Source organism: Acinetobacter sp. C15, assembly GCF_013420645.1.
Classification (GTDB): Bacteria; Pseudomonadota; Gammaproteobacteria; order Pseudomonadales; family Moraxellaceae; genus Acinetobacter; species Acinetobacter indicus.
Genome location: NZ_VOXR01000007.1, coordinates 1 through 25,685 on the forward strand (window position 1 = coordinate 1; position 25,685 = coordinate 25,685).

Annotated in this window: 22 protein-coding genes, 1 tRNA gene and 1 pseudogene; 18 read left to right on the forward strand and 6 right to left on the reverse strand. The window is 46.1% G+C overall.

The genetic code is table 11. The features are described from left to right. From FTT63_RS04300 to FTT63_RS04350, 11 genes and pseudogenes are all read left to right on the forward strand, one after another. A pseudogene (locus FTT63_RS04300) lies at positions 1-251 on the forward strand (elongation factor Tu); the annotation flags it as partial. Between the two features lie 51 nt (positions 252-302). Next, positions 303-378, forward strand: a tRNA-Trp gene (locus FTT63_RS04305). 72 nt (positions 379-450) lie between these two features. After that, a complete protein-coding gene (secE, locus tag FTT63_RS04310; protein WP_005181678.1) occupies positions 451-891 on the forward strand; it encodes a preprotein translocase subunit SecE in 441 nt (146 codons plus the stop codon). Positions 892-898: 7 nt separating this feature from the next. Then, positions 899-1,432 carry a transcription termination/antitermination protein NusG gene (gene nusG / locus FTT63_RS04315; protein ID WP_005181681.1) on the forward strand — a complete coding sequence of 178 codons (534 nt, stop codon included), beginning with the start codon at positions 899-901 and terminating at the stop codon, positions 1,430-1,432. A 118-nt stretch (positions 1,433-1,550) separates the two neighbouring features. Beyond that, entirely contained in the window at positions 1,551-1,979 is a 429-nt protein-coding gene (rplK, locus tag FTT63_RS04320; protein WP_004868049.1) for a 50S ribosomal protein L11, read from the forward strand. Positions 1,980-1,982: 3 nt separating this feature from the next. Further along, positions 1,983-2,678 (forward strand): 50S ribosomal protein L1, encoded by a 696-nt coding sequence (gene rplA, locus FTT63_RS04325; RefSeq protein ID WP_005181684.1) that lies wholly within the window; start codon positions 1,983-1,985, stop codon positions 2,676-2,678. A 320-nt stretch (positions 2,679-2,998) separates the two neighbouring features. After that, positions 2,999-3,505: a 50S ribosomal protein L10 gene (rplJ, locus tag FTT63_RS04330; RefSeq protein WP_005181686.1), complete on the forward strand. Its 507-nt coding sequence runs from the start codon at positions 2,999-3,001 to the stop codon at positions 3,503-3,505. Between the two features lie 48 nt (positions 3,506-3,553). After that, positions 3,554-3,925: a 50S ribosomal protein L7/L12 gene (gene rplL / locus FTT63_RS04335; protein ID WP_004774018.1), complete on the forward strand. Its 372-nt coding sequence runs from the start codon at positions 3,554-3,556 to the stop codon at positions 3,923-3,925. 309 nt (positions 3,926-4,234) lie between these two features. After that, complete coding sequence (gene rpoB, locus FTT63_RS04340; protein ID WP_127801116.1) at positions 4,235-8,323, forward strand: DNA-directed RNA polymerase subunit beta; 4,089 nt, start codon at positions 4,235-4,237, stop codon at positions 8,321-8,323. 155 nt (positions 8,324-8,478) lie between these two features. Then, on the forward strand, positions 8,479-12,669 hold the full coding sequence (gene rpoC / locus FTT63_RS04345) for a DNA-directed RNA polymerase subunit beta' (RefSeq protein WP_075167624.1): 4,191 nt from the start codon (positions 8,479-8,481) through the stop codon (positions 12,667-12,669). 224 nt (positions 12,670-12,893) lie between these two features. Beyond that, a complete protein-coding gene (locus FTT63_RS04350) occupies positions 12,894-13,250 on the forward strand; it encodes a hypothetical protein (protein WP_005181692.1) in 357 nt (118 codons plus the stop codon). A gap of 56 nt (positions 13,251-13,306) precedes the next feature. Here FTT63_RS04350 and FTT63_RS04355 read toward each other — a convergent pair whose 3' ends face one another. Continuing rightward, positions 13,307-13,789 carry a DUF4442 domain-containing protein gene (locus tag FTT63_RS04355; RefSeq protein WP_127800950.1) on the reverse strand — a complete coding sequence of 161 codons (483 nt, stop codon included), beginning with the start codon at positions 13,787-13,789 and terminating at the stop codon, positions 13,307-13,309. A 134-nt stretch (positions 13,790-13,923) separates the two neighbouring features. Here FTT63_RS04355 and FTT63_RS04360 point away from each other — a divergent pair, with 134 nt between their 5' ends. The 5 genes from FTT63_RS04360 to htpG all read left to right on the forward strand — a co-directional run bounded on the left by FTT63_RS04360 (position 13,924) and on the right by htpG (position 19,756). Then, on the forward strand, positions 13,924-14,799 hold the full coding sequence (locus tag FTT63_RS04360) for an alpha/beta fold hydrolase (RefSeq protein ID WP_104473333.1): 876 nt from the start codon (positions 13,924-13,926) through the stop codon (positions 14,797-14,799). 110 nt (positions 14,800-14,909) lie between these two features. Next, complete coding sequence (locus FTT63_RS04365) at positions 14,910-16,277, forward strand: Na+/H+ antiporter family protein (protein ID WP_005181697.1); 1,368 nt, start codon at positions 14,910-14,912, stop codon at positions 16,275-16,277. A gap of 357 nt (positions 16,278-16,634) precedes the next feature. After that, positions 16,635-17,228, forward strand: a complete 594-nt coding sequence (locus FTT63_RS04370; protein WP_127801114.1) for an OmpW family protein — start codon at positions 16,635-16,637, stop codon at positions 17,226-17,228. A gap of 171 nt (positions 17,229-17,399) precedes the next feature. Further along, complete coding sequence (locus FTT63_RS04375; RefSeq protein ID WP_016659674.1) at positions 17,400-17,744, forward strand: lysozyme inhibitor LprI family protein; 345 nt, start codon at positions 17,400-17,402, stop codon at positions 17,742-17,744. Positions 17,745-17,836: 92 nt separating this feature from the next. After that, on the forward strand, positions 17,837-19,756 hold the full coding sequence (htpG, locus tag FTT63_RS04380) for a molecular chaperone HtpG (RefSeq protein WP_104511477.1): 1,920 nt from the start codon (positions 17,837-17,839) through the stop codon (positions 19,754-19,756). A gap of 60 nt (positions 19,757-19,816) precedes the next feature. Here the strand turns inward: htpG and FTT63_RS04385 are convergent, their stop codons facing one another. The 4 genes from FTT63_RS04385 to FTT63_RS04400 all read right to left on the reverse strand — a co-directional run bounded on the left by FTT63_RS04385 (position 19,817) and on the right by FTT63_RS04400 (position 23,030). Continuing rightward, on the reverse strand, positions 19,817-20,911 hold the full coding sequence (locus FTT63_RS04385; protein WP_373685667.1) for a hypothetical protein: 1,095 nt from the start codon (positions 20,909-20,911) through the stop codon (positions 19,817-19,819). Between the two features lie 127 nt (positions 20,912-21,038). Next, the gene (locus FTT63_RS04390; RefSeq protein WP_127801112.1) at positions 21,039-22,358 is read right to left on the reverse strand and encodes a hypothetical protein; all 1,320 of its coding nucleotides are present in this window, start codon (positions 22,356-22,358) and stop codon (positions 21,039-21,041) included. A gap of 9 nt (positions 22,359-22,367) precedes the next feature. Beyond that, positions 22,368-22,547 (reverse strand): hypothetical protein, encoded by a 180-nt coding sequence (locus tag FTT63_RS04395; RefSeq protein WP_005181710.1) that lies wholly within the window; start codon positions 22,545-22,547, stop codon positions 22,368-22,370. 321 nt (positions 22,548-22,868) lie between these two features. Next, the gene (locus tag FTT63_RS04400; RefSeq protein WP_164844932.1) at positions 22,869-23,030 is read right to left on the reverse strand and encodes a hypothetical protein; all 162 of its coding nucleotides are present in this window, start codon (positions 23,028-23,030) and stop codon (positions 22,869-22,871) included. 404 nt (positions 23,031-23,434) lie between these two features. On the opposite strand from FTT63_RS04400, the gene FTT63_RS04405 reads away from it, so the two are divergent. Further along, the gene (locus FTT63_RS04405; RefSeq protein ID WP_005181715.1) at positions 23,435-23,635 is read left to right on the forward strand and encodes a dodecin family protein; all 201 of its coding nucleotides are present in this window, start codon (positions 23,435-23,437) and stop codon (positions 23,633-23,635) included. A 65-nt stretch (positions 23,636-23,700) separates the two neighbouring features. On the opposite strand, the gene FTT63_RS04410 is transcribed toward FTT63_RS04405, so the two are convergent. Next, entirely contained in the window at positions 23,701-24,384 is a 684-nt protein-coding gene (locus FTT63_RS04410; protein WP_075175020.1) for a DsbA family oxidoreductase, read from the reverse strand. Between the two features lie 283 nt (positions 24,385-24,667). Between FTT63_RS04410 and FTT63_RS04415 the strand changes: the two genes are divergently transcribed. Beyond that, positions 24,668-25,417, forward strand: a complete 750-nt coding sequence (locus FTT63_RS04415) for a hypothetical protein (protein WP_104471815.1) — start codon at positions 24,668-24,670, stop codon at positions 25,415-25,417. Positions 25,418-25,685 lie beyond the last annotated feature (268 nt).

A 25,685-nucleotide genomic window follows, 5' to 3' on the forward strand; every position in this document is an offset into this window, starting at 1 on the left:
TTTCTAAAGACGAAGGTGGCCGTCACACTCCATTCTTAAATGGTTACCGTCCACAGTTCTACTTCCGTACTACGGACGTAACTGGTGCGATCCAGCTGAAAGAAGGCGTTGAAATGGTTATGCCAGGCGACAACGTTGAAATGTCAGTAGAATTAATCCACCCAATCGCAATGGACGCTGGCTTACGCTTCGCGATCCGTGAAGGTGGTCGTACTGTAGGTGCGGGTGTAGTTGCTAAAGTAACTGCATAATTATAAAATAAGTTTCACAAGCCGAAGTTTGCGGATTTCGGCTTGTTCTACAGGCCAGTAGTTCAATTGGTAGAGCGTCGGTCTCCAAAACCGAATGTTGGGGGTTCGAGTCCCTCCTGGCCTGCCATTTTTCAAAAAAAGCTTGATGCTGGCAAAACTGGTCATATAATAAGTCGCGAATCCTACGACGAGTACAAAAATGTCGAATGATAAATCGCGTGACGCATTAAGCGAAGCGCCAATTCCTCAAAGAAATAATCCTGCTGAAGTTGTAAATTCGGGTTCTCCATTAGACTACGTGTTGTGGATTATCGCCTTGATTTTATTCATTGCGGCAACCATGGTGAATCAGCATCTACCAGCGTACTGGGCACCGGCAAATGATATTTGGGTGCGCGTTGGGGTAATTTTGGCTTGTATCGTAGTGGCTTTAGGTTTATTATACGCCACCCATCAAGGCAAAGGCTTTGTTCGTTTATTGAAAGATTCACGAATCGAGCTGCGTCGAGTGACTTGGCCAACCAAGCAAGAGACAGTGACCACATCTTGGCACGTACTTGCAGTTGTAGTTGTAGCATCCATTTTATTGTGGTGTTTTGACTACGTTTTAGGTTGGGCAATTAAATTTATTATCGGGTAAGAGAGCTATGAAACGTTGGTACATTATTCATGCCTATTCTGGTTATGAAAAACAAGTGATGCGTTCGCTTAATGATCGAATCCAGCGTAGCGCTGTTGCCGATAGCTTTGGTGAAGTCCTGGTTCCTACCGAAGAAGTGGTAGAAATGAAGGATGGTAAGAAACGTAAATCTGAGCGTAAATTCTTTCCGGGCTATGTGCTAGTCGAAATGGAAATGAATGATGATACTTGGCACATTGTAAAAGAATGTCCAAAAGTATTAGGTTTTATTGGTGGTACACCGGAAAAACCTGCGCCAATTACGCAGCGTGAAGCTGATGCAATTCTTGCACGTGTACGCAATACTGGTGAAGCACCTCGTCCGAAGACGATGTTTGAACCAGGCGAAGAATTACTGGTAATTGACGGTCCATTCACCGACTTTAAAGGCGTGGTGGAAGAAGTCCTTTACGACAAGTCACGTTTAACGTTGACGATTAATGTATTCAATCGACCAACACAGGTTGAGCTGGAATTTCGCCAAGTCGAAAAATCAGTTTAATTCACTGCTGGTTGAAAACGCCCGATTTGTTATGGATCGGGCATTGTTGTTGTAACGGTATCGTTACTTAGAAATCATTGGGGAGCCTAGCGGCGTTTGTACCCAGAGGTAATTGAAAATGGCTAAGAAGATTGACGGCTATATCAAGCTGCAAGTTCCAGCTGGTAAAGCAAATCCATCTCCACCAATTGGTCCTGCACTAGGTCAACGTGGTGTTAACATCATGGCATTCTGTAAAGAATTCAATGCTGCGACACAAAAAGTTGAAGCTGGTCTTCCAATTCCAGTAGTGATCACTGTGTACAACGACAAGTCGTTCACATTCATCATGAAAACTCCACCTGCTGCTATTCTGCTTAAGAAAGCTGCTGGTATCCAGAAGGGTTCAGCTGTACCAAACAAAACTAAAGTTGGTAAGTTGACTCGTGCTCAGTTAGAAGAGATCGCGACTACGAAAGAACCAGACTTAACTGGTGCTGACTTAGACGCGCGTGTACGTACCATCGCTGGTTCTGCACGTTCTATGGGCTTGGAAGTGGAGCTATAAGACATGGCAAAGTTAACTAAACGTCAAAAAGCCATTGCTGCTGCTGTAGAAGCAAACAAAGTTTATACTTTGGAAGAAGCAGTACAAGTTCTTAACAGCCTTCCTGCAGCTAAATTCAAAGAATCTTTGGATGTATCTGTAAACCTAGGTGTTGACCCTCGTAAATCTGACCAGGTTGTTCGTGGCGCGACTACACTTCCTGCAGGTACAGGTAAAACTGTACGTGTAGCTGTGTTTGCTCAAGGCGCTGCTGCTGAAGCTGCTAAAGCTGAAGGCGCGGACGTAGTTGGTTTTGATGACCTGGCTGAAAGCATCCAAGCGGGTAACCTTGACTTTGACGTAGTAATTGCTGCTCCAGATGCAATGCGCGTTGTAGGTAAATTAGGTACAATCCTTGGTCCACGTGGCTTAATGCCAAACCCTAAAGTGGGTACGGTTACTCCTGACGTAGCAACTGCAGTTAAAAATGCAAAAGCTGGTCAAGCACGTTACCGTGTAGACAAAGCGGGTATCATCCACGCTGCGATCGGTCAAGTAGGTTTCACTGCTGAAGCTGTTCGTCAAAACGTTGAAGCTCTTGTAGCTGACCTGAAGAAAGCAAAACCTGCGACTTCTAAAGGTGTATACATCAAAAAGATCACTCTAAGCTCAACTATGGGTCCTGGTCTGACTGTTGATGTAAACAACGTTTCTAACTAAGTTTAACTTAGACAGAATTTTAAAGTCCTGAAAGGTCTCCTTCTCCCTCTGGGAGAAGGTTGGGATGAGGGTTAAACCTCTCCCTAGCCCTCTCCTGAAAGGAGAGGGGACATTCAGGCGGACTTTGAATTGGTAAATGAGAATTTATCAGCGTCAAAGACCTCAGGCGAGGGGAGTTTTATGCTCTTCTCTTAAAATCCCAGCCTGCGTAGACGCGGTGGTGTGATTTATTCCTCCTCCGCGTGTGAGTTCAGTGATGAATTCACGAATTGGGAGTGTATCCCTTGTGGGTACATAAATCACCGTTAGGAGGTTTTACAATGGCTCTTCTTATCGAAGACAAAAAACAGATCGTAGCAGAAGTAAACGAAGTTGCTTCTCGCGCGTTCTCTGCTGTTGTTGCTGACTATCAAGGTTTAACCGTTGAGCAATTAACTGCTTTACGTGTTGAAGCGCGTAAGCTTGGTGTTACGACTCGTATCGTGCGTAATACTTTGGCTAAGCGTGCATTCGAAGGTACTCAATTCGATATCTTGAATGCAACTCTTGTTGGTCCAACAATCTTAGCTTTCTCGACTTCTGAAGACGACATGGGTGCAGCTGCACGCTTGTTCGAAGATTTCGCTAAAACAAACAAAGCATTTGAACTTAAAGCTGCTGCATTTGACGGCAAGGTTTATGAAGGTGCTGAAGTTAGCGTGATTGCAAATCTTCCGAACCAAGAAAAAGCGCTTACTATGCTTGCAAACGTTCTTCAAGCTCCTATTTCGAAATTGGGTCGCCTTATTACAGCACTCAAAGAGAAAAACGAGTCAGAAGCAGCTTAAGCTTAAATCAATTTACACACCATTCAATTTCCATTTGGAGTTATTCTCATGGCTTTAACTAACGAAGAAATTTTAAACGCAGTTGCTGAAAAAACTGTTCTTGAACTTGTTGAACTGATCTCTGCTTTCGAAGAGAAATTCAACGTATCTGCTGCTGCTGTTGCAGTTGCTGCTGCTCCAGGCGCTGGCGCTGCTGCTGCTGAAGAGCAAACTGAATTCAACGTTGAGTTGACTTCTTTCGGTGCAAACAAAGTTGCAGTAATTAAAGCAGTTCGTGAAGCGACTGGCCTTGGTCTTAAAGAAGCGAAAGACATGGTTGAAGGTGCTCCAGCAGTACTTAAAGAAGGCGTTTCTAAAGAAGAAGGCGAAGAGCTTAAGAAGAAACTTGAAGAAGCTGGTGCTACAGTTACACTTAAGTAATAGCTTAAGCGGAGTCGATTTTTTTATAATCGACTCCAAAAAATGGCTGATGGCTCTTGGGTCATCAGCCTTTTTGCGTTACAATAATCGGCTCGATTTTTGTTTGCATGATATAAATTTCATACAAATTAAAAATAAAGATAACAATCAAACGCTTACCAATATTTTTCAATGTTAAAAAATATTGTTAAGCGTTTTAATACCACTAAAAATTGCAGCATTTGTAAAGAGTGGTGGCCATATCGGCCTGCGTAATTCCTTCTGAGCCCGTTCTGCAGGCGGGCTTGGTTTACTTTCCGAGGACTCCAGATGGCATACTCATATACCGAAAAGAAACGGATCCGTAAGAATTTTGGTAAATTGCCCCAAGTCATGGAAGCACCGTACCTGTTGGCGATTCAAGTCGACTCGTACCGTACTTTCTTGCAAGATGGCAAATCTCCAAAAAACCGCGAAGATATCGGTCTCCAAGCCGCATTTCGTTCAGTTTTTCCTATAGAAAGTTATTCTGGCAATGCTGCTTTAGAATTTGTTGAGTATAGTCTTGGTAAACCAGAGTTTGATGTACGCGAATGTATCCTTCGCGGCTCAACTTATGCGGCACCAATGCGCGTTAAAATTCGTTTGATCCTGAAAGATCGTGAAACGAAATCAATCAAAGACGTACGTGAACAAGAAGTCTATATGGGCGAAATGCCATTGATGACGGATAACGGTACTTTTGTGATCAACGGTACCGAGCGTGTAATCGTATCGCAATTACACCGTTCACCAGGCGTATTCTTTGACCATGACAAAGGTAAGACTCACTCAAGCGGTAAAGTGCTGTATTCAGCGCGTATTATTCCTTACCGTGGTTCATGGTTAGACTTTGAATTTGATGCCAAAGATTTAGTCTATGTACGTATCGACCGTCGTCGTAAATTACTGGCGACTGTGGTTCTGCGTGCCCTGAACTATAACAACGAACAGATTCTTGACCTGTTCTACGAAAAAGTTCCTGTTTACCTGGATATGGGTAGCTATCAGATCGACTTGATTCCAGAACGTCTGCGTGGCGAAATGGCACAATTCGATATCACTGATGCCGATGGTAAAGTCATTGTTGAACAAGGTAAGCGTATCAACGCACGTCATGTTCGTCAAATGGAAGCCTCTGGTCTGACCAAACTGTCAGTGCCGGATGAATACCTGTATGAGCGCATTACTGCCGAAGACATCGTGCTGAAAGATGGCGATGTGATTCCGGCCAACACACTGTTAAGCCATGAAGTGATGGTGAAGCTGGCTGAAGGCGGCGTGAAGCAGTTCAATATCCTGTTCACCAACGACATCGACCGCGGTTCATTCATTGCAGATACGCTACGTGCCGATACGACTACAGGTCGTGAAGAAGCACTGGTTGAAATCTACAAAGTGATGCGTCCAGGCGAGCCACCAACCAAAGAAGCAGCTGAGAACCTGTTTAACAACCTGTTCTTCTCTTCTGAGCGTTATGACCTGTCACCAGTCGGCCGTATGAAGTTCAACCGTCGTCTGGGTCGTCCTTATGAAGTCGGTACTGACCAGAAGTCGCGCGAAGTTGAAGGCATCCTGTCGAACGAAGACATTACCGATGTACTTAAAACATTGATCGAAATCCGTAACGGTAAAGGTGAAGTCGACGATATCGACCACTTGGGTAACCGTCGCGTACGTTCAGTGGGCGAGATGACTGAAAACCAATTCCGTGTTGGTTTGGTACGTGTTGAGCGTGCTGTAAAAGAGCGTTTGTCACAAGCTGAAACAGACAACCTGTCTCCGCAAGATTTAATCAATGCGAAGCCAGTGGCTGCTGCAATCAAAGAATTCTTTGGTTCAAGCCAATTGTCTCAGTTCATGGAACAAAACAACCCGTTGTCTGAAATTACCAACAAGCGTCGCGTATCTGCGCTTGGTCCAGGTGGTTTGACCCGTGAACGTGCAGGCTTTGAGGTACGTGACGTACACCAAACTCACTATGGTCGTGTGTGTCCAATTGAAACGCCTGAAGGTCCAAACATTGGTTTGATCAACTCGCTGTCTGTTTATGCAAAATGTAATAATTTTGGCTTCTTGGAAACGCCATACCGTAAAGTGGTTGATGGTCGTGTAACAGACGAAGTTGAATATCTGTCTGCGATTGAAGAAGTGGGTACCGTGATTGCACAGGCCGACTCGGTTGTAGATCAGGACGGTAACCTGACTGAGGAATTCGTCTCTGTACGTCACCACGGTGAATTCGTACGTATGTCACCTGAAAAAGTGACCCATATGGACGTATCTGCTCAGCAGGTGGTTTCTGTTGCAGCATCACTGATTCCATTCCTTGAACACGATGACGCCAACCGCGCATTGATGGGTTCCAACATGCAACGTCAGGCGGTACCTACACTAATCGCGGACAAACCGCTGGTTGGTACCGGTATGGAAGCCAACGTGGCACGTGACTCAGGTGTGTGTGTGGTTGCAGGCCGTGGTGGTGTGATCGAGTTTGTTGATGCATCACGTATCGTAATTCGTGTGAATGAAGATGAAATGATCGCGGGTGAAGCAGGCGTAGATATCTACAACCTGATCAAATACACGCGTTCAAACCAGAACACCTGTATCAACCAGAACGTTGTGGTACGTTTAGGCGATAAAGTTGCACGTGGTGACATCCTGGCGGATGGTCCATCGACAGATGGCGGTGAACTGGCACTGGGTCAAAACATGCGCGTGGCGTTCATGACCTGGAATGGTTACAACTACGAAGACTCGATCTTGCTTTCTGAGCGTGTACTTCAAGAAGACCGTTTAACGTCGATTCACATTCAGGAACTGTCATGTGTTGCACGTGATACCAAACTGGGTGCTGAAGAAATCACGGCTGATATTCCAAACGTTGGTGAAGCTGCGCTGTCTAAACTGGACGAATCAGGTATTGTTTACATCGGTGCAGAAGTGACTGCCGGTGACATCCTGGTGGGTAAAGTTACGCCAAAAGGTGAAACCCAGTTGACGCCTGAAGAAAAACTGCTTCGTGCCATCTTCGGTGAAAAAGCAGCGGATGTGAAAGACTCCTCTTTACGTGTTCCATCGGGCACCAAAGGTACAGTCATCGACGTTCAAGTCTTTACCCGTGATGGTCTGGAAAAAGACGAACGTGCACTGGCGATTGAGAAAGCGCAGCTTGATGCATACCGTAAAGACTTGAAAGAAGAATACAAAATCTTCGAAGAAGCAGCACGTGAACGTATTGTCCGTCTGTTAAAAGGTCAGGAATCGAATGGCGGTGGCGGCACTAAACGTGGCGACAAACTGTCTGAAGATATGCTGTCTGGTCTTGAACTGGTTGATCTGCTTGAAATCCAGCCAAGTGACGAAGCGATTGCGGAACGTTTAACGCAAATTCAAACCTTCCTGAAAGAGAAGAGCTTTGAAATTGACGAGAAATTCGCTGAGAAGAAACGCAAACTGTCTACAGGTGACGAACTGACCACTGGCGTACTGAAAGTGGTTAAAGTTTACCTTGCAGTGAAACGTCGTATCCAGCCAGGTGATAAGATGGCGGGTCGTCACGGTAACAAGGGTGTTGTATCCAACATTCTGCCGGTTGAAGACATGCCACACGATGCCAACGGTGTGCCGGTAGACGTGGTACTGAACCCGCTGGGTGTACCATCGCGTATGAACGTGGGTCAGATTCTGGAAACGCACTTGGGTATGGCAGCCAAAGGTCTGGGTGATCAGATCGACAAGATGCTGAAAGAACAGCGCACCATTCTTGAACTGCGTGAATTCTTGGACAAGATTTACAACAAGGTGGGCGGCGAGCAAGAAGATCTTGACAGCCTGACGGATGATGAAATCTTGGCGCTTTCTGACAACCTGCGTGCTGGTGTTCCATTGGCAACACCTGTATTTGACGGTGCTGAAGAAGGTCAGATCAAAGACTTGCTTGAACTTGCGGGTCTGTCACGTACCGGTCAAACCGTATTGTATGATGGCCGTACGGGTGAGCGTTTCGACCGTCCAGTTACTGTTGGTTACATGTACATGCTGAAACTGAACCACTTGGTTGATGACAAGATGCATGCGCGTTCGACAGGTTCTTACTCATTAGTAACACAGCAGCCGCTGGGTGGTAAGGCACAATTCGGTGGTCAGCGTTTCGGTGAGATGGAAGTCTGGGCACTGGAAGCATACGGTGCAGCTTATACGCTTCAAGAAATGCTCACTGTGAAGTCGGATGACGTTGAAGGCCGTACCCGCATCTATAAGAATATTGTAGATGGCAACCATTATATGGATCCGGGCATGCCTGAATCGTTCAACGTATTGACCAAAGAGATCCGTTCTTTAGGTATCAACATTGAACTGAAAAATGGTGACTAAGAATCTCCATTAAATCTCCCTAAATCCCTCTTTGTAAAAGAGGGACTTTTCTCCCTTTGAAAAAGGGGGATTAAGGGGGATTAAAATTCAGTTAAAAAACAATATTTGTGACCCAGTCGGAAAGTGAAAATCTTACCGGCACACGGAGAAAAAAATTGAAAGACTTGCTCGATATCATGCGCAAAAAGACGGACTCAGACGGTCATGCTCCTGTAGAGTTTGATCGCATCCGTATTGGTCTTGCGTCACCAGAAATGATTAAGTCGTGGTCTCATGGTGAAGTTAAAAAGCCTGAAACCATTAACTACCGTACCTTCAAACCAGAACGTGACGGTTTGTTCTGTGCCAAAATCTTTGGTCCAGTCAAAGATTACGAATGCTTGTGTGGTAAATACAAGCGTATGAAATACAAAGGCGTCATCTGTGAAAAATGTGGCGTTGAAGTAACAACTGCAAAAGTTCGTCGTGAACGTATGGGTCACATCGAGCTGGCATCTCCAGTAGCACACATCTGGTTCTTAAAATCACTGCCGAGCCGTATCGGTCTGTTATTAGACATGACCTTACGTGATATCGAACGTGTTCTGTATTTCGAATCTTATGTAGTGACTGACCCAGGTATGACTCCATTTGAGAAATACCAGCTTCTGAACGATGAAGAATACTTCAATGCGTTGGAAGAGCACGGTGATGAATTCACAGCGAAAATGGGTGCAGAAGCAGTTCAGGACCTGTTAAAAGACATCGATCTTGAAAACGAAATCTCACGCCTGCGTGAAGAAATTCCACAAACAACCTCTGAGACGAAACTGAAAAAAGCGTCTAAGCGTTTGAAATTGATGGAAGCGTTCAAAGAGTCGAACAACAAGCCAGAATGGATGGTGATGAATGTACTGCCAGTACTTCCGCCAGACCTTCGTCCGCTGGTTCCGCTTGAAGGTGGCCGTTTCGCAACGTCTGACCTGAACGACCTTTACCGTCGTGTGATTAACCGTAACAACCGTTTGAAGCGTCTTCTTGACCTTGCAGCGCCAGACATCATCGTACGTAACGAAAAACGTATGTTACAAGAGTCTGTAGATGCATTGCTTGATAACGGTCGTCGTGGTCGTGCGATTACCGGTTCGAACAAACGTCCGCTGAAATCTTTGGCCGATATGATCAAAGGTAAGCAAGGTCGTTTCCGTCAGAACTTGTTGGGTAAACGTGTTGACTATTCAGGCCGTTCGGTGATTACCGTAGGTCCTACTTTACGTTTGCACCAATGTGGTCTTCCGAAGAAAATGGCGCTGGAACTGTTCAAGCCGTTCATCTTTGCGAAACTGCAAGCCTCTGGTCAAGCCACTACCATTAAAGCTGCGAAGAAAATGGTTGAGCGCGAGACGCCAGAAGTTTGGGATGTTCTTGCATCTGTGATCCGTCAGCATCCAGTGATGTTGAACCGTGCGCCAACCCTTCACCGTTTGGGTCTGCAAGCGTTTGAACCGATCCTGATTGAAGGTAAAGCGATCCGTCTGCACCCGCTCGTTTGTGCTGCATTTAACGCCGACTTCGACGGTGACCAGATGGCGGTACACGTACCATTAACACTTGAAGCGCAATTAGAAGCGCGTGCGTTAATGATGTCGACCAACAACATTCTGTCTCCAGCCAACGGTGAGCCAATCATCGTACCGTCTCAGGACGTGGTCTTGGGTCTTTACTACATCACCCGTGATGCGGTAAATGCCAAAGGTGAAGGCATGGTGTTCGCGGATACGCATGAAGTTAACCGTGCCCTTGCAACCGGTCAGGTTGATTTGCATGCTCGCGTAAAAGCGCGTGTATACCAAACTGTCATCAATGACAACGGTGAGCGTGAGCAACAAACTATTGTTGTGGATACGACACCAGGTCGCTGCCTGCTTTGGGAAGTTGTGCCAGAAGGTTTAAGCTTCGAGCAAATTAACGTTGAGATGACCAAGAAAAACATCTCCAAGTTAATCAACTCTTGCTATCGTAAACTGGGTCTGAAAGACACGGTCATCTTTGCTGACCAATTAATGTACTTGGGCTTCCGTCAAGCGACGCGTTCAGGTGTATCGGTTGGTATGGAAGATATGGTTATTCCACCAAGCAAACAGGCGATCATTGACAAGGCAGAAGCTGAAGTTCGTGAAATCGAACAACAGTTCGAACAAGGTTTCGTCACTGCTGGTGAACGTTATAACAAAGTCGTCGATATCTGGGCACGTACCAATGACCAGGTAGCGAAAGCGATGATGGACAACTTGTCTTTCACCACTGTGAAAAACAAACAGGGTGAAGACGAGAAGCAGAAATCATTCAACTCGATCTACATGATGTCGGATTCTGGTGCCCGTGGTTCGGCAGCTCAGATTCGTCAGCTTGCAGGTATGCGTGGTCTGATGGCGAAGCCGGATGGCTCGATCATTGAAACGCCAATTAAGGCGAACTTCCGTGAAGGTTTGACCGTACTTCAGTACTTCATTTCAACGCACGGTGCGCGTAAAGGTTTGGCCGATACTGCACTGAAAACTGCGAACTCGGGTTACCTGACGCGTCGTCTGGTTGACGTTGCGCAAGACTTGGTGATCACTGAGCCAGATTGTGGCACCATGGCTGGTCTGGTGATGACACCATTTATTCAGGGCGGTGACGTGATCGAGAACCTGGGTACGCGAGTACTGGGTCGTGTGGTTGCTGAAGACGTGAAGAAAGCCGGTTCAGATGAAGTGATCCTGCCACGTAACACCTTAATTGACGAAAAACTTGCCAACTTCCTGGAAGAGCAAGGTGTCGACGAAGTGAAAGTACGTTCAGTAGTATCATGTGAATCGACCTTCGGTGTGTGTGCGAAATGTTATGGTCGTGACCTTGCACGCGGTCACTTGGTAAACCCAGGTGAATCTGTGGGTGTTATGGCGGCACAATCAATTGGTGAGCCAGGTACACAGTTAACCATGCGTACCTTCCACGTGGGTGGTGCGGCAAGCCGAACTTCTGCTGCCAACAGCGTTCAAGTGCGTAACAAAGGTACCGTACGTTTCCACAACGTGAAAACCGTACAACATGCCAAAGGTCACTTGGTATCGACTTCACGTTCAGGTGAAATCGGTATTGCAGATGACTTAGGTCGTGAGCGCGAGCGCTATAAACTGCCTTACGGTGCATCTATCTTGCTGAAAGATGGCGAAGCTGTAGAAGCTGGCGGTATCGTGGCAACTTGGGATCCGCATACACATCCATTGGTAACAGAAGTTGCTGGTAAAGTACGTTTCAGCCAGATCGCTGATGGCGTAACCGTAACGTCGAAAACTGATGATGCAACAGGTATGTCAACAATCGAAATCCTGCCAGTGACTTCACGTCCTGCGTCAGGTAAAGATTTGCGTCCTGCGGTTGTATTAGACACAGTGGATGGTGGTGAACAGTTCTACTTCCTGCCACAAAACACCATTCTTTCTGTCCGTGATGGCGAAACAATTGGTGTCGGTGACGTTATCGGTCGTGTACCACAAGAATCTTCACGTACCCGTGATATTACCGGTGGTCTGCCGCGTGTAGCTGACTTGTTCGAAGCACGTAAGCCGAAAGAGCATGCGATCCTTGCAGAAGTGTCTGGTATCGTAAGCTTCGGTAAAGAGACCAAAGGTAAGAACCGTCTGGTGATTACTCCGGATGATGGTTCTGAAATCTACGAAGAGCTGATTCCGAAATGGCGTACCATCAACGTGTTCGAAGGTGAGCATGTGAACCGTGGTGAAACCATTTCTGATGGTCCACAAAACCCGCATGATATCTTACGTCTGAAAGGTGAAGTGGCGTTGACCAACTACATCGTGAACGAAGTTCAGGACGTTTACCGTCTGCAAGGTGTAAAAATCAACGACAAGCATATTGAAGTCATCGTACGTCAAATGCTGCGTAAAGTTGAAATCACTGACGGTGGTGATACCAGCTTCATCAAAGGCGAACAGGTGGATTACATCCGCGTGGTTCAAGAAAACCAGGCTGTACTTGCACAGAACAAGTTCCCAGCGAAGTTTGATCGCCAGTTGATGGGTATTACCAAAGCATCGCTGTCGACGGATTCGTTCATCTCTGCTGCATCGTTCCAGGAAACCACACGTGTGTTAACTGAAGCGGCTGTAACCGGTAAAGAAGATGATCTACGTGGTCTGAAAGAAAACGTCGTTGTTGGTCGTCTGATCCCAGCGGGTACAGGTTTGGCTTACCACTTAGAGCGTCGTCGTCAGGAAGCAGAAGCTGCAGAATTTGAACTGCAAAATGACTTCTCTGATGTAGACCAAGCATTAAGTCAGGCATTTAACCAGGAATTCTAAGCTGGCGAAATGACAACCAAGAGACGCCTTCGGGCGTCTTTTTTTATGCCTGAAAAAAGGGTATCGCGCTGTACTTTGGCGTTAGATGGGCCGGGTTGCTGCTGCAAAGCGGGTGTTTTTACATAAATCCTCTATTGGTTACCAAGTTGGTAACATATTGCTCAGATTCGACCCATCAATATCGAATAAGCTAAAGCTATGACCAAAACAGGGGAAGAGCGATCATGAAAAAAGTTATCGGTGTTATGGCAGCCGCCACCTTATCTACCTTTATGCTGGCCGGCTGTGAAAGTATGTCTCCAAATGAACAGCGTATTGGTGCAGCGGCCTTAGGTGGTGCAATTGGTGGTGGTGTCGGTGGTAATGTCGGCGGTACTGCAGGTGCAGCCATTGGTGGTGGTGCCGGTGCAGCGGTCGGTAGTAAAACCCAGGATGGTTCAAACCGTAACGCGACCTATAGTGGTGTCGGCGGTGCAATTGGTTCTGCGGTAGGTAAAAGCATCTTCGGTGGTAGTACTGGTGCAGCGATTGGTGGTGCGATTGGTGGCGGTGCAGGTGCCGCGATTGAGCAGAACCGCTAAGTCTGGTTTAGACGATCTCACATAAAAAAAGCGCTTAAAGATAAGCGCTTTTTTATTTAGCCGGCAGCATGCGGCTTTTTGCGGCGGATGTATACCGTCTTTTCTACCTCGGCAATACGTACGCCGGCTTCATCAAAAATATTCAGGCGGTAGTTGCGATATACCGGTGCATAATTCTCGGCCAGTTCGCGAATGGTGTCGACTTCCATGGCATTGAGGCGGATATCGGCATAGACCATACGGCGACCGGGCGCTAAAAAGCGGATGGTCGCGGCTTTATCCCAGACAATATATTTTGAGCCAAGATGATGCATCAACAGCAGCATATAAAACGGATCAACCATGGCATACAGGCTACCGCCAAAATGTACCCCGACAATATTCTGGTTTTTACGTGTCAGTGGCATTTTGACACGAATGTGGTAATTGGCCAGATCCATTTTCTCGACCGCAATACCGGCGCCGCGATAGGGGGCATAGCGATTGATCAGGAATTTGGACAGGGTCGGAATTGTCTGTAGTTTTTTTAAAAGGCTCATAAGGGTCAATTATTTTTATTGCACTGATCTGCATACTAGAACAGAAACCGGCAGGTGGCATTGATTTGATTGACTGCGCTTGCCAATAAACAGCCAATACAAGAAATCACCCATAAACAGAACAGGATGTCATCATGCACGCTCATACGCAGTGGATTCATACCTCAGACCAGCAGCGCCTGTATGTCAAAAGCTGGGGCAAGCCCGACAATCCGGCGCTGGTACTGGTTCATGGTTATCCCGACAATCAGGAAGTTTGGGAAGCTGTTATTGCCCAGCTGATTCAGGATTTTTATATTGTGACCTATGATGTGCGTGGGGCCGGTCAGTCTTCCATTCCAAAGCATATTCGTGATTATCGGCTGGCACGCCTGTCTGAAGATTTACTGACCGTGGTGGATGCGGTGCTACCTAACCGGCCATTTCATCTGGCTGCGCATGACTGGGGTTCAATTCAGTCCTGGGAGTCGGTGACCGATGCCCGGTTTCGCCAGCGGATTCTCTCTTACAGCAGCATTTCCGGGCCTTGTCTGGATCATGCTGCATTCTGGATGCGCGCCCAGTTACAGCAGGGTAAGGCCAAATTCTTAAAACAGCTGGGCAAGTCCTGGTATATCGCTGTGTTTCAATTGCCCTTACTGGCACCGACGGTGTGGCAATACATGAGTGCAGAGCGCTGGGGCAAAATGCTACAGCAGCTGGAGCAACGCCCGGGTCTGGCCTTAAACCCGAATATCCAGCAGGATGGTCAATATGGCGTCAATCTGTATCGGGCCAATTTTATCCCGCGTTTGCTCAAACCACGTCAGCGTGTGGCGATTTGTCCGGTACAGGCCGTGGTGCTGACCGAAGACCGCTTTGTCAGTCCGGAGCTGATTGATGAAGTGCCGAACTGGGCAGCAGACTTCCAGCGCGTGGAGATTGCGGCCAATCACTGGGCAATTTTAAGCCAGCCGGAGCGGATTGCCCAACATCTTCGGGATTTTGCATTTTCAAAATCAGGCAGTTAATTTGACTGTTACTGGCAAGGTCAAGACAAATATCGGACAGCGCAACAACAGCAGCTAAATAGCGATCAATCTCTGATAAAATAGCGTTTTTTCTCGATCCGTCTTTTCTTATGTTTGCAATTCTTGCCGCCATCGCAGTCATGTTCGGGCTGTCGTTGGCACGTGTTCCTGTTGTTTTTGCACTGGTCATTGGTGCCGTTACGGGTGGTTTGCTGGCTGGTTTGGGCCTGCAAGGTACTTTAGAGGCGTTTAATAATGGCCTGGGCGGTGGTGCTAAAATTGCTTTGGCCTACGGTATTTTAGGTGCTTTTGCACTGGCTCTGGCGCGTTCAGGTTTACCTGATTTATTGGCCTATAAAATGATTCACACCTTAAAGGGTGAGGCCGATCTGAAAGCGCAAAACCGGGTCAAATACTTTATTTTCCTGGTGGTGGCCATTGCCGCGGTATTCTCCCAGAACGTGATTCCGGTACATATTGCCTTTATTCCGGTATTGATTCCGCCATTGTTGATGGTATTTAACCACCTGAAACTGGACCGTCGTCTGGTGGCCTGTTTATTGACCTTTGGTCTGGTGGCCACCTATATGCTGGTGCCGGTCGGATTTGGCGCCATCTTCCTGAATGATATTCTGGGCCATAATATTAATACCTTTGGCAAGCCGTATGGATTTGAGATCAGCTATGACCAGATTCCAACAGCGATGGCCATTCCGGTATTCGGGATGTTTGTCGGTTTGCTGATCGCGGTGTTTTTCTCATACCGTAAGCCACGTGAATATAAAGACGTGCATATTGAAGAGCAGCAAAGCATTTCGGCTGAAATGGGTGTGGCACAAAAATCAGGTCAACCTGAAGTGGCGACGTTCACCATCTGGATGGCAGTCATTGCGATTCTGGTAACCCTTGGCGTGCAGCTGTATTCAGATTCGATGATTCTGGCCGGTCTGGTTGGTGTAGCGATTCTGAGCTGTGCCGGGATCTTTAAGTGGAAAGAAGCGGACGATGTTATTATTACCGGTATGCGGATGATGGCACTGGTTGGCTTTATTATGATTGCTGCGCAAGGTTTTGCTGCCGTGATTGAGGCAACAGGACAGGTTTCTGCGCTGGTTGAAGCGTCGGTTGACTGGATTGGTAATAGCCAGGCACTTGCAGCCTTTTTAATGTTGTTGATTGGTTTGCTGATTACTCTGGGTATCGGTTCATCATTCTCTACCATTCCGATTCTGGCGATTATTTATGTACCGCTCTGTATTCAATTTGGTTTTAGTCCTGCAGCAACTATTGCGATCATTGGGACTGCGGCTGCACTGGGCGATGCCGGTTCACCTGCTTCGGATTCGACCTTGGGGCCAACCTCAGGCCTGAATATGGATGGTCAGCATGACCATATGAAAGACAGTGTAGTGCCGACCTTTATTCACTTTAATATCCCGCTGATGATTTTTGGCTGGATTGCCGCCATGGTGCTTTAACCTGAAATATCCCGGGAATAAAATCCCGGGATTTTTTTTGAATCATAGATGTATTTATAATGAATCTTATAATCATTCTGATAATCTAATAATAGATGTATTTAAAATATATATTATAGAGCGTTTAAAATAAACCTGAGTATTTTAATCTGAATATTATTATTTAATCTTGATAAATCAGGTTGGTATTTAAAACCAAGTTGTGTGGTTGGTTAAAATAAATTAATTTAATAATCAATAGTTTGAAAATAATATAAAATTATTATATCGGATAAGTATTGCATATTAATTTATAACGTGTTTATTATTAATTAATGTTTAATTTTTGAATAAATAATCTTCCAGTGGGGTATTAAAATGTTAAAGCAAATTACACTCGTTGCATTAATGGGTCTTTCTGCTTCTGCGATGGCAGGCCAATGGCAAGTCAAGCTGGGTGGTTCGGTTGTAGCACCTACTCAGGATACTCAGACTGCGTTAGGTGTTGTTGAAGCTGATCATGAATATGCATTTACCCCGTCAGTTGAATATTTCTTTAATGACAATATTTCGACAGAACTGCTTTTAGCTGCACCAATTAGCCATGATGTTCAGTTAGCGGGTACAGATGTGGTACGTATTAAACATTTACCACCAACGCTGACGGCAAAATACCATTTTAAAAACAATACCGGTTTTACACCGTACATTGGTGTCGGTGGTACCGCATTTGTGGCTTGGGATGAGCGTACCAAAGGTCTGGGTGATACCGATGTGAAAGTAAAAGAAGATTTTGGTTTTGCCGGCCAGATTGGTTTTAACTTCCAGCCAGCAGATGCCAAAAACTGGGGCGTATTCTTTGATGCACGTTATGCACAAATCAGCCCAGAAGTTCAAATTGAAGGTCTAGAAAGCTTCGATTTAGATATCGATCCAATGGTGTACACCATCGGTTATAGCTACAAATTCTAATTATAAAAAAGTACCAATAATAAAATTCAGCGTAGCCCCATCCTGGTGATGGGGCCTTTTTATTGCAAAATGATAACAATAGAACAAAATCAGAATATTGAGTTAAGTATTCGTTTTCATTTAATTTGTAGTGAAAGAAATGAAAGAAATGAAAAAGTGAGAAGATCAAATATGAATAGAAATACAACCTTTGCCTTGGTCTTCGCCAGTTTGATCAGCCTGCCTGCCGCTGCAGCCAGCTTTAATTGTGAACGTGCTCAAACCCCAACCGAACATGCCATTTGTGAACATCGTAATGTTAATGATGCCGATGTGAAGATGGCCACCACCTATAAAATTATTAACCGTCTGGTACCGATGGGGACACGTTCGGCCATACGGGATGAACAGGTGCGCTGGCTGGCCCTGCGTGACCGCTGTGGCCAGTCGGTTGAATGTCTGACCCAGGTTTACCAGATGCGTCAGCAAAAGCTGGAGCAGTATATGCAGCGGGTCTATCAGCAGGGCCCATTTTAATATTTTTTTGTTTTCCTATTGAAAAATCGTCGCCTCACTCCAATTCATAAGGCATTCCAATACAACAATGCTGTCAATTTAAGGAGTGATGAATGAGCGAACAAAGCGCACAAAAACACAGTTTCCAGGCTGAAGTGGCTCAGCTTTTACATTTGGTGACGCATTCTCTTTATTCCAACCCTGAAATTTTTCTGCGTGAACTGATTTCTAACGCCTCTGATGCCTGCGATAAATTGCGTTTTGAAGGCATCAACCATCCTGAATATTATGAAAATGATCCGGACCTGCGCGTACGTGTACGTCTGGATGCCGAGAACAATACCCTGACCATTTCCGATAACGGTATTGGTTTAAGCCAGCAGGAAGCGATTGATAACCTGGGCACCATTGCCAAATCGGGCACCAAAGACTTTATGTCCAAGCTGACCGGTGATCAGAAGGCCGATGCCCAGCTGATTGGCCAGTTTGGGGTGGGGTTCTACTCCGGCTTTATTGTGGCCGATAAAATTACTGTGGAATCGCGCCGTGCCGGTCTGGATGCATCGGAAGGTGTACGCTGGATCAGCGGTGGCACCGGTGAATTTGAAGTCGAGCAAATCAACAAGGAAGGTCGTGGTACCGACATCATCCTGCATTTACGTGAAGATGCGCTGGACTATCTGCAAAGCTATAAAGTGAAGCAGATTATCAATAAATATTCTGATCACATCAGCCTGCCCATTCAAATGCAAAAAGAAGTCTGGCAGGAAGAGGAAGTGGCGGAAGGCGAACAGCCAAAAGGCGGCCAGTATGTGAAAACTGATGAATGGGAAGTGATTAACTCGGCCAGTGCTTTATGGACCCGCAGTAAAAACGAGATTAGCGAAGAACAGTATATCGAGTTTTATAAAAACCTGAGCCATGATTTTGAAGCGCCGCTGGCCTGGTCGCATAACCGTGTCGAAGGCAGCACCGAATATACCCAGTTGCTGTATATTCCACCAAAAGCACCACATGATATTTTTACCCGCGAAGCCAAAGCTGGCATCAAGCTGTATGTCAAACGCGTGTTTATTATGGATGATGCTGACAACCTGATTCCAAACTATTTGCGCTTTGTACAGGGTGTGGTGGATAGCGCCGATTTACCGCTGAACGTCAGCCGTGAACTGCTACAGGAAAGCCGCGATGTGAAAACCATACGTGAAGGTAACGCACGCCGTGTGCTGACCATGCTGGATGGTCTGGCCAAATCTGAAGATGAAAAAGACCAGAACAACTTCAAGACTTTCTATCGTGAATTTGGTTCGGTCTTAAAAGAAGGCCTGGGCGAAGACTTTGGTAACCGTGAGCGTATCCTGAAATTATTACGCTATGCGACCTCCACCCAGGATGAGGTCAGTACCTCACTGGCAGATTACAAAGCGCGGATGCAGGACGGCCAGAAAGCCATTTACTATGTAACCGCAGATAGCCTGACCGCGGCCAAGAACTCGCCGCAGCTGGAGCTGTTCAAGAAAAAAGGCATTGAAGTCCTGCTGATGACTGAACGTGTTGATGAATGGGCCATGAACTTCGTACATGAGTTTGATGGTACACCGCTGCAAAACGTGTCTAAAGGTGCGGTCGATTTGGGCGATCTGCAAGATGCTGAAGAGAAGAAGGCACTGGAACAGGCGGCAGAGCAGTTTAAGCCAGTGGTGGAGCAGCTGTCTGAATCGCTGAAAGATAAAACCAAAGAAGTGCGCGTGACCACACGATTGGTTGATTCTCCGGCCTGTCTGGTTACGGCTGACGGGGAATTGTCGCCACAGCTGATCCGGATGCTGAAAGATGCCGGTCAGCCGGTGCCAGAAATGAAACCGATTCTGGAAATTAACCCGCAGCATCCGTTGGTGCAAAAACTGCAAGGTTCGGCTCAGTTTGATGATCTGGCCAATGTGATTTTTGATCAGGCCCTGATTGCAGAAGGGGGACTGCCAGAAAATCCGGCAGAGTACCTGAAACGCATCAACAGTCTGCTCTTAAAATAAGCCTATTAAAAAAACCTCCTGCGGGAGGTTTTTTAATGCACGATTATATTGTTGACGGCTTTAGAACAGGGCTTCTAAACGCAGCAAGACACTCGGGTAATGGCTGCGGTCTTCACGGTCATCATTATAGTAATTCAGGTCGCCCTGCACAAAAAACCATTCGCGCAAGAACGGCTGACGCCAGGACACAAATGGCCCCCAGCTGTTCAGGCGTAAATCATCATTATGATAATAACCGCCGGTGTAGAGCCCGTAGTTAAAACGGTTGCCGTGGAAGAACTGGTGCTGTCTAAAGCTGTAGTTGTCCCATCTGAGGTCATCATCCTGTTCATCGGCATAGGTCAGGCTAAACTGGTTGCTTAAAAACGGATGATCAGGCCGGGCATGAATAAGTTCCAGGTTGGTTCTTAAATAGTTTTCACTGTCGAGACCGTAACGGTAAATCTGCTCGGCATGAAAGGAAAAATCATTGACCAGTTCCCAGTCCTTGGCAATTTTTAAACGGGCATAAATATCATCGCCAGAACGCACCCCGAGGTCGGCATCAGTTTCAAAGGGTAAGCGTTCAGTGAAGTCAGACCAGCGTAAGGCCAGAGAGCTGTTGTCTTCACGTGCCCGTCGGCCATCCAGGGTTTTGTCCGGGCTGTTGCTGGGGTTTTCATTGGTAATGGCAACACTATTTTGCAGTTCGTTATCCAGTGAGTCATCACCAAAGACCAGACTTAATTTGCGTTCCAGCGTCGGCAGTTTAATCCGGCCACGTACCCGCGGTTTAATATCGTAGTCATCATATTTGTTCCAGCGACTGTCGACCAGAATACGCAAGGTCGCAGAGGCCGGTTCCTCCGGGCTGGTTTCTCCAAACCAGTTATCAATTTTATGTGCGGTATTGTCTGCCCAGTGGCGAATCTGTTTCTGGCGCCGGTCTACCCAGCTTTGTTCTTCGGTTTCATGCGTGGGCGGTACAATCGGTTCATTCGACTGTTCCGGCAAAATGGTCGGGGTGGCATCAATCAGGCGCGGCAGGGTATAGAAAAAACCATTACCCGCCTCACTTTCGGGCACCAGTGGCACCTCATAACCTGGTGGTGCGGTCTGCTGTTCTGTCTCCAGGTTGGTATTGTTGTCTGCAACCGTATATCCACTGCCTAACAGGCAAAATAATAATAATGGCGCTATAAAATGTACTTTTCTTGGCATTATTTACTGATCTTTAAGCTCTTTTTGCTAGTGTTGAAAATCTTCAGGCGAAAAGCAAGATGCAGCTACAAAAACATAAACATTAACTGGCGGTGAGCCGTTGAATGGCCTGAACCAGACGTAAAGGGTCGACCGGCGCAGGCAGGTGATTCAAGACTTTTTGAATGATTTGCCAGCTCACGCCCTGCTGACGATCGAGCAGAATATAGGGATAGGCCGGTTCGGTACGCGCCAGTTGTAAACGCTGCTGGCCATGAATCAGGCGAATTTTTTGTCGCTCTTTTAATAAAATCAGCGGGGTGGCCAGCGTGGCTGCTGTTTCCTCAAACTGGATAAATTTCTGGGTATGAATCAGGTGCAGCGGAATAAACGGATAATAATCTTCTTTGTGCCAGATCATCTGCTCGGCATGTTGATAGCACTGAAACAGGCTGTCCAGCGCAAACAGCTGGCTTTCCAGTACAGCGCTGTCTATTTCACGAATTGCGGCAATTTCATGTTCATGCTGCTGGCTAAAGGCGTGGGCAAAACGGGTGGCTTGCATGGCATCCAAGGCGCCAAACAAGACCAGATATTTAATAAAACGACCTTGGGCATTGATCTGCTCGGCCACATAACCGGGGCGCTTGAGCAGAGCTGCTTGCTCTGCATCATGAACCAGCACATCGGCATACTGCATCACTTCAGGCCGGTCTGGTAAAAATACCCGGCACAGTTTTTCCGCCGGCAGATGGTCCAGGGGTAATTCGGAAATCGGGCAGCTGAGCTGATTGAGCAGCAGATGACGGGCGCTAGACTCTGCTTGCTGTTCAGGCTGAACAGGTGCGGCTTTGGTAGGCTTGAGTTGCTGAGCTGCTGCTTCAGGTTCTATCGCTACAGCTGTACGTACTGCGACGGTATGCTGAAAGGCCTGCGTTGCGGCATAGTTTTGCTGGTTAAGTAATTCCAGATCGGTGTGCAGACTGCGATACTGATGCTGCTGTTGCAACATCCAGCGATAGACCTGTTCCAGATTGCCCCAGTCACTGAGCAGGGCAGTACGTGCGGGTGCCGGAATCAGCCAGATTTGCCAGCCGGAGGCGGGCTGATACAAGATAGCCCAACCTGAATCGGGCTGGGTATATAAAGCTTGTTCTAGAGCCTCAACCTGCTGAAACACCCCCCGAAAAGAACATGCATAAATGGTGTCGCGCGCAAATTCTTCGGCAGAACGTTCCGGCTGCACCTGTGCCTTATAGGCCAGAATCTGTTTTTTAAACAGCGGCTGGTCGCATTCAACAAAAATACTTTTAATCCGGCTTTTGGCCTTGGCGGTTTCATACAGACTCAAGGAACGACGCTCCAGTGCGCCCGTCAGGTCATGCAGTTCTTTAATCAGCCGGGATTTTTCTAAAGTATTCATGGTGGAAACTTAAACCAGTTGTTGTGCTTTTTCCAGATAACTGGCCAGGACAATATTCAGGGCCAGTTCAACCAATTTGTATTCGGCAGAATGCGGCTGTGAATAATGTTCCGCCAGCGCCACCAGATTTTCTACATTAATCTCTTGTGGAGAAATTTTTCTCTGAATCAGGGCTTGAAGTTCGTGCATTGCTCTCTCATCAACCTGTACTTAAATAATTGTTTTGGATCACTTTGATTATAGGTATTTCACTAAAAATTACATGAAAAAAATGTCAGCTTTTGTGGATTTTTAGGCATTTATGACATAAATTGGGATTTCAATATAAGAAATATTAAAAAATTTTTTAGATAAATTTCAGTTAAATCAGAGAATAAACAGATCATGCTGCCGAATTGACAAAAAATGTCAGTCTCAAATTGTCCGGTCGGATCAGGTGTCAGCCGCAGAATTGTTCTAACCCGCAATAAAAAAAGCAGACCTGAGGTCTGCTTGTATTTAAAGAAGTGCTTAAGCTTCTTTGTTCTGTTCAGCGCTTACAGGCTGATCGTTGCTCACGGTTTCAGTGTGGGCTTTTTCAGTCGGGAAGCTTGGTACATAAACCATTTCTGCTGATACATTGGCTGCATACAGGGTGACCATAAACAGGCCAAGCGCTTTTAAAAAGTTCATCAATCTTACCTTCACAAAAAAGGATGACTTGGGAGAAAAGTCATCGTGAGAGAGTGTATTCAAACAACAGCTATGATAGCGCGTTGTGATTGAGAGAAAATGATCATATCGGCAAGTTTAAGACTTTTTGTTAAAAAATAACATTTAAAAACAATAAATTAGAATAATTGCTCTAATCATTTAGCTACAAGATTTAAATTAATGATGATTTTTACAAGAACGAGATCATCCTGTTTTAAGATGAAAAAATCTCCAGATTTTTTGCCCCATCCATGCGTCATCTCTGTACAAATCCCTTGATCTGTATAGAGATGTAAGTTTTTGACGCGGTATGGTTAAGCGCTCTTTTATTGTCTATTTTTTATTCTAAGATGAACGTTTATACCAACACTGAGGGATCAATCATGGCGATTGCAAAAGTAGTAGAAGTGAATGCCAGCAGTAATAAAAGTTTTGAAGATGCCATTCAAAGCGGCATTGCCAAAGTCGGTGAAACAGTCAAAAACCTGCAGGGTGCCTGGATTAATGAACAGAAAGTGGTGATTAAGGACAATAAGATTACCGAGTATCGGGTCAATTTAAAAATCAGTTTCCTGGTGGAATAAGGCACATAGAAAAAATCCCCGTAAGGGGATTTTTTTATGGCAGCGATGCTTAAAGATACAACTGCTTATTGTTCCGGTACATCGCACTGGTCATCCTGACATTGCGCGCCGTTGTCTGCAGGTGTTTCCAAAGCTTTTTTCAGCACCTGTTCAAACACTTCCCGTGGCTGTGCACCGGCTAAAGCGACGCGCTGGTCAAATACAAAAAATGGGACGCCCGTCACTTTAAGCTGATCACGTGCTACATCCTGATCAAATTTCACAAAATCGGCATAGGCATCGGAATCGAGCACATCATCGACTTCCACCGGGTTTAAACCGATACGTGCAGCGACATCTTCCAGCGTTTCGCGTTCGCCAATGGCCAGACCTTGGGTCATATAGCTGTAGAAAAAAGCCTCTTTGGCTTCATTGCCCAAGCCTTTGCTTTGCGCCAGATGAATCAGACGGTGGGCATTCAAGGTATTGCCGGAATTGGCCTGTTCCCAGTTAAACTGGATGCCTTCTTCAGCAGCCATGCTGGCAATATTGCGCTGCATGTCTTCTACTTCTGCCAGGGTACGGCCATATTTTTGTGCCAGACGTTCAGAGTTGGAAATTTCCTGACGTTCCGGTGCCTCCGGGTCAAGCTGGAAGCTGTGCCAGTGCACCTCAAGTTCTACGCCGACCTGTGCTGCCGCGGCTTCAAGACGTTTTTTGCCGATATAACAGAAAGGGCAGACCACATCGGACCAGATATCTACACGCATGAATATTCTCTTTGCCTTGTTTTCAACTATTGATGGGGATGATTTGCCTGAATTAAAGCCGAGATGGGTACTTTGCCGCCAGCAAACCGTATTTTTCATCCTCATCACTTTATATTTTTTGAAAATAAGCTAAACGATAAAAAATTAGCTGAATAAAATAAATCACTTAAGTCATTTTTATTGTTTGATCTTTTGTGTGCTTTGTTGAATAATTTTGTCTAAAAAACAGGCGATACAACAACAAAGCGTTATGATAACGAGAACTACAACAAGAGGACAGGATATGCGACGTATAGTGTGGATCATCGTCCTCGTGACCTGTGCCGTGTTTGGATTGATGTTTTATCAATATCAGGCACAACAAAAAGAACTGACCCAATTACACGAATATCAGAACGTACTGTATGACAAGGCCGAGCAGATTTATGTACAGGCGCAGGATTGGTCGACCCCGATTCAGGTTGATCCGTCCGATCCGCGTTTAAGCGGTGATTATGCCCTGATGGCTGAATTTGTGATTAGCCATCTGGTGCAAAGTGCCGAAGCGCGTAACAGCTATTTACGTGAGCTGAAAGCGCTGCAATGGGATCAGTTTCTGGATATTAAACGCCTGAATGAAGATAAAAAACAGGACTATGCCGAAACTGAAGCCATGCTGTCACAGGTCAAAGCCATGATGGAGCTGTATCAGGAGCATCTGACTGAACATGAAGCTCAGGCGCTGGCCCAAATTGAAGAATTACCGATTAAATCGCATCTACGCCGTCAGTTAAGTGAATCTCTGCTGGAAAGCCGCCAGAATGATGAAGGCACAGTGCTGTTTGAGCTGGAAAAACAGAGCCTGAGTCAGGCCTATGTGCTGCTTGGGATTCTAAAAAATAATCGCTGGGAAATGAAAAACAACCTGTTTATGTTCTATGAAGATGCAGGCCTGAAACAGTTTAATCAGGCCTATCAGGACATGCTCAAGCTGAATCAGCAAATGCAGGAGATTACCCAGGCGCATCAGCAGGCATTGGCTGAAAAACTGTAAGTAACAGCTCAACTTCTTGCACCTGTTTTAAGCCAAAGCTTAATACTGCCCCAACACCGTCATGGGGCAGTATCGGCAGATGCAAGGTGCATTCTTAATGATCACCTGGCCACAGGCTCAGGACATATTTTAGTGCTGCTGCTGGCCGAGATGGCTATGAAAATGCACTGTGACTGTACAGTCTCTAGCGCTTTTTCAGGGTGTGGATGGCTACAAGTTATATAAATGGACAGCATCGTGCGTGATCTACTTAAACAGAGTAGAAAAA